At 68.5% G+C, this 4,046-nt stretch carries 2 protein-coding genes; both read right to left on the bottom strand.

Annotated features, from left to right (window positions below; translation table 11 throughout):
* A partial coding sequence (locus AC1DU6_RS22325; RefSeq protein WP_477859687.1) for a nitrate reductase subunit alpha occupies positions 1-2,559 on the bottom strand: 2,559 nt, incomplete at its 3' end.
* 11 nt (positions 2,560-2,570) lie between these two features.
* Positions 2,571-3,908, bottom strand: coding sequence for an MFS transporter (locus tag AC1DU6_RS22320; RefSeq protein ID WP_477859686.1), 1,338 nt, complete (start codon positions 3,906-3,908; stop codon positions 2,571-2,573).
* Positions 3,909-4,046 lie beyond the last annotated feature (138 nt).

Below are 4,046 nucleotides of genomic sequence, written 5' to 3'. Positions count from 1 at the left end.
GATGCAGACCTTGCTGAAGGCTTTGGCGAAACCCTTGTAGATCTCCCAGTCACTGCGCGACTGCCAGACCGGGTCCACGGCCGCGGACAGCGGGTGGATGAAGGGGTGCATGTCGCTGGTGTTGAGGTCGTTCTTCTCGTACCAGCTGGCGGTGGGCAGCACGATGTCGCTGTACAGGCAGGTCGTGCTCATGCGGAAGTMCAGCGTCACGAGCAGGTCCAGCTTGCCCTGCGGCGCTTGGGCATGCCAGCGCACTTCGTTGGGCTTGGCGTCGTCCACGCCGWGGTCCATGCCCTGCACGCCGTTCTCGGTGCCGAGCAGGTGCTTGCAGAAATACTCGTGGCCCTTGCCGCTGGAGCCCAGCAGGTTGGAGCGCCAGACGAACATGTTGCGCGGCCAGTTCTGCGGCGCGTCGGGGTCTTCGCAGCTCATCTGCAGCGAGCCGTCGCGCAGGCCGCGCACGACGTAGTCCTTGGGCTCCATGCCGGCGGCAGCGGCATCCTTCACCACCTGCATCGGGTTGGTCTTGAGCTGCGGCGCGCTGGGCAGCCAGCCCATGCGCTCGGCGCGCACATTGCAGTCGATCAGGCTGCCGGCGAACTCGGCACGCTCGGCCTCGGTCGCCAGTGGTGACAGCACCTCGTCCACGTTCAGCTTCTCGTAGCGCCACTGGTCGGTGTGGGCGTAGAAGAAGCTGGTGCTGTTCATCTGGCGCGGCGGCCGGATCCAGTCCAGCGCGAAGGCCAGCGCCGTCCAGCCGGTCTGCGGGCGCAGCTTCTCCTGGCCGACGTAATGCGCCCAGCCGCCACCGCTCTGGCCGATGCAGCCGCACATCATCAGGAGGTTGATGACACCGCGGTAGTTCATGTCGCAGTGGTACCAGTGGTTCATCGCGGCGCCGATGATGATCATCGACTTGCCCTTGGTCTTGTGCGCGTTCTCGGCGAACTCGCGCCCCACGCGGATGACCTGCGCGCGCGGCACCCCGGTGATGGCTTCCTGCCAGGCGGGCGTGTAGGGGGCGTTGTCGTCGTAGCTCGCGGCACCCGAGCCGAAGCCGCGGTCGATGCCGTACTGGGCAGCCTGCAGGTCGAAGACGGTGGCGACAAGCACCTCGCCGTCCTGCGTCTTCAGCGTGGTGGCCGGCACGCGGGCGCAGTGGCTGACGCCGTCCTGCTGAGGGTTGGGCGTGAAGTGCGCGCTGGCGCTGCCGGCGAAATAGGGGAAGGCAACGTCGACGATGTCGTGCGCCTGCTCGCCGTCCTCGACGAGGGAGAGCTTGAGCTTGACGTCACCGCCACCCTCGGCTTCCCTGGCTTCGAGGTTCCACTTGCCGGTGTCGTCGCGGCCCTCTGAACCCCAGCGAAAGCCGATGGAGCCGTGGGGCAGCACCAGGCGGCCGGTGGCGTCGTAGGCCAGCGTCTTCCACTCCGGGTTGTTGCTCTGGCCCATCTGGCCGGCCAGGTCGCTGGCGCGCAGGTAGCGCCCGGGCACGCGGGTCTTGCGGCCGTCGGGCAGGGTCTGCTCCTCCAGCAGCACGAGCAGCGGCAGGTCGGTGTAGCGGCGCGCGTAGTCGTCGAAATAGGGGCTGCGCTCCTTGAAATAGAACTCGTTGAGCGCGACGTGGCCCATGGCCATGGCCAGTGCCGCGTCGGTTCCCTGCTTGGGGTGCAGCCACAGGTCGGCCAGCTTGGCGACCTCGGAGTAGTCGGGCGTCACCGCCACCGTCTTGGCGCCCTTGTAGCGCACCTCGGTGAAGAAGTGGGCGTCCGGCGTGCGCGTCTGCGGCACGTTGCTGCCCCAGGCAATGATGTAGTTGCTGTTGTACCAATCGGCCGATTCGGGCACGTCGGTCTGCTCGCCCCAGACCTGCGGGCTGGCCGGCGGCAGGTCGCAGTACCAGTCGTAGAAGCTCATGCAGACGCCGCCGATCAGGCTCAGATACCGGCTGCCTGCCGCGTAGCTGACCATGGACATCGCCGGGATGGGCGAGAAGCCGATGACGCGGTCCGGGCCGTGCTCCTTGATCGTGTAGACGTTGGCCGCAGCGATCAGCTCGTTGACCTCGTCCCAGGTGGAGCGCACGAAGCCGCCCATGCCGCGCAGCTGCTGGTAGTCACGCCGGGCGCTCTCGTCGCTCTGGATCAGCGCCCAGGCATCGACCGGGCTCTTCGAGACCGCCAGCGCCTCGCGCCAGCGCTTGAGCAGGCGGCCGCGCACCATCGGGTACTTCAYGCGGTTGGCGCTGTAGAGATACCAGCTGTAGCTCGCGCCCCGCGCGCAGCCGCGCGGCTCGTGGTTGGGCAGCTCGGGGCGGGTGCGCGGGTAGTCGGTCTGCTGGGTCTCCCAGGTGACGATGCCGCCCTTGACGTAGATCTTCCATGAGCAGGAGCCGGTGCAGTTCACGCCGTGCGTGCTGCGCACGATCTTGTCGTGCGCCCAGCGGTTGCGGTAGGCGTCCTCCCAGGTGCGGTCCTCGCCGGTGCTCACGCCGTGGCCACCGGCGAAGACCTCCTTGGGCAGCTGGAAGGCGGTCAGTCGATCCAGGAAATGGGACATTGATTTCTCCGTTAGCAGGACAGGGGGGCGTGGCGACGGCCGTAGAACCACCAGCAGATGGCCATGCAGCTCAGGTAGAACGCCAGGAAGCAATAGAGCGCGGCCTCGGGGCCGCCGGCCAGCGTGATCGCGCTGCCAAAACTCTTGGGAATGAAGAAGCCGCCGTAGGCACCGACGGCTGAGCACAGGCCGAGTGCCGCGGCGCCCTGGGCCTGCGCTTCGGGCAAGGTACGTCGGCTTTGCTGCGCCTCGCGCACGAAGCCCAGCGGCACCATGCGGAAGGTGCTGCCGTTGGCGATACCGGCGGCGACAAAGAGCAGCAGGAAGCTGGCGCCGAACAGCCAAGCGCCGCCTTCCATGCCCAGGCTGGCCAGCACGCCGACGACGCCCAGCGCCAGGCCGCCGAAGCAGGCCAGGCTGACGCGCGCGCCGCCGAAGTCGTCGGCCACCCAGCCGCCCAGCGGCCGCGCCAGCGCGCCCAGCAACGGACCCAGCCACACCAGGTGCTGCGCGCCCTCGAAGCCGGGGAACTGGCTGCGCAACAGCAGCGGGCCGGCCGCCGCGAAGCCGATGAAGCTGCCGAAGCTGCCCAGGTAGAGCCAGCTCATCAGCCAGCTGTGGCGGTGCGTGAAGAGCTGGGCCTGCTCGGCCATGCCAACACCGGCCGAGGGCAGGTCGTCCATGCCGAACCAGGCCGCCATGCTGGCAAGCGCGATCAGCGGCAGCCACACCAGGCCGGCATTGGCCAGCCACAGCCCGCCCGATTGAGCGGGCAGGCCGAAGAGGTCCAGCGTAATGACCACCGGCACAGCCCATTGCACCAGGCCCACGCCGAGATGGGCACAACCGGCGCCCAGGCCCAGCGCCCTGCCCTGCTCGCGCGCCGGGAAGCAGGCGCTGATGTGGGCCATGCCGCTGGCGAAGTTGGCGCCGCCCAGGCCGCACAGCAGGGCCAACACCACCATCCATTCATAGGGCGTGGCGGGGTCCTGCACCGCCAGCGCGATGCCAGCGGCCGGCAGCAGCAAGCTGGCCGTGGACAGGGCCGTCCAGCGCCGCCCGCCGACCCAGGACACGGCAAAGCCGTAGAAGATGCGCAGCGTGGCGCCGCACAGCGCCGGCAACGCGCTCAGCCAGAACAGCTGGTTGGTGCTGTAACGGAAACCAGCCGCCGGCAGGTGCACGACGAGCACCGACCACAGCATCCACACCGCGAACGACAGCGCCAACGCGGGAATGGCGACCCAGAGGTTGCGCAGCGCCACCGCCCGGCCATGGCCGGCCCAGAAATCCGGGTCTTCCGGATTCCAGCGCAGTGGGAGGGAGAGGGTCTTTGGCACGATGGTCATGCTCCGCGGCGGGGGCTTCTCTGCCCATCCACCGCCGGTCGGGGTGGACCGGCGCGGAAGGAGGAGGCTGGCAAGTGAAGGCATCGTTCTTTCGGACGAGGAGCGCGCGCCGGGCCTGAAAAGCAAGAAGGCCCGAAG

The sequence above is a fragment of the Roseateles sp. P5_B10 genome (genome assembly GCF_056400485.1).
Note: the sequence above shows the minus strand (reverse complement) of the source record. Positions and strands in the feature narration are given on the sequence as shown.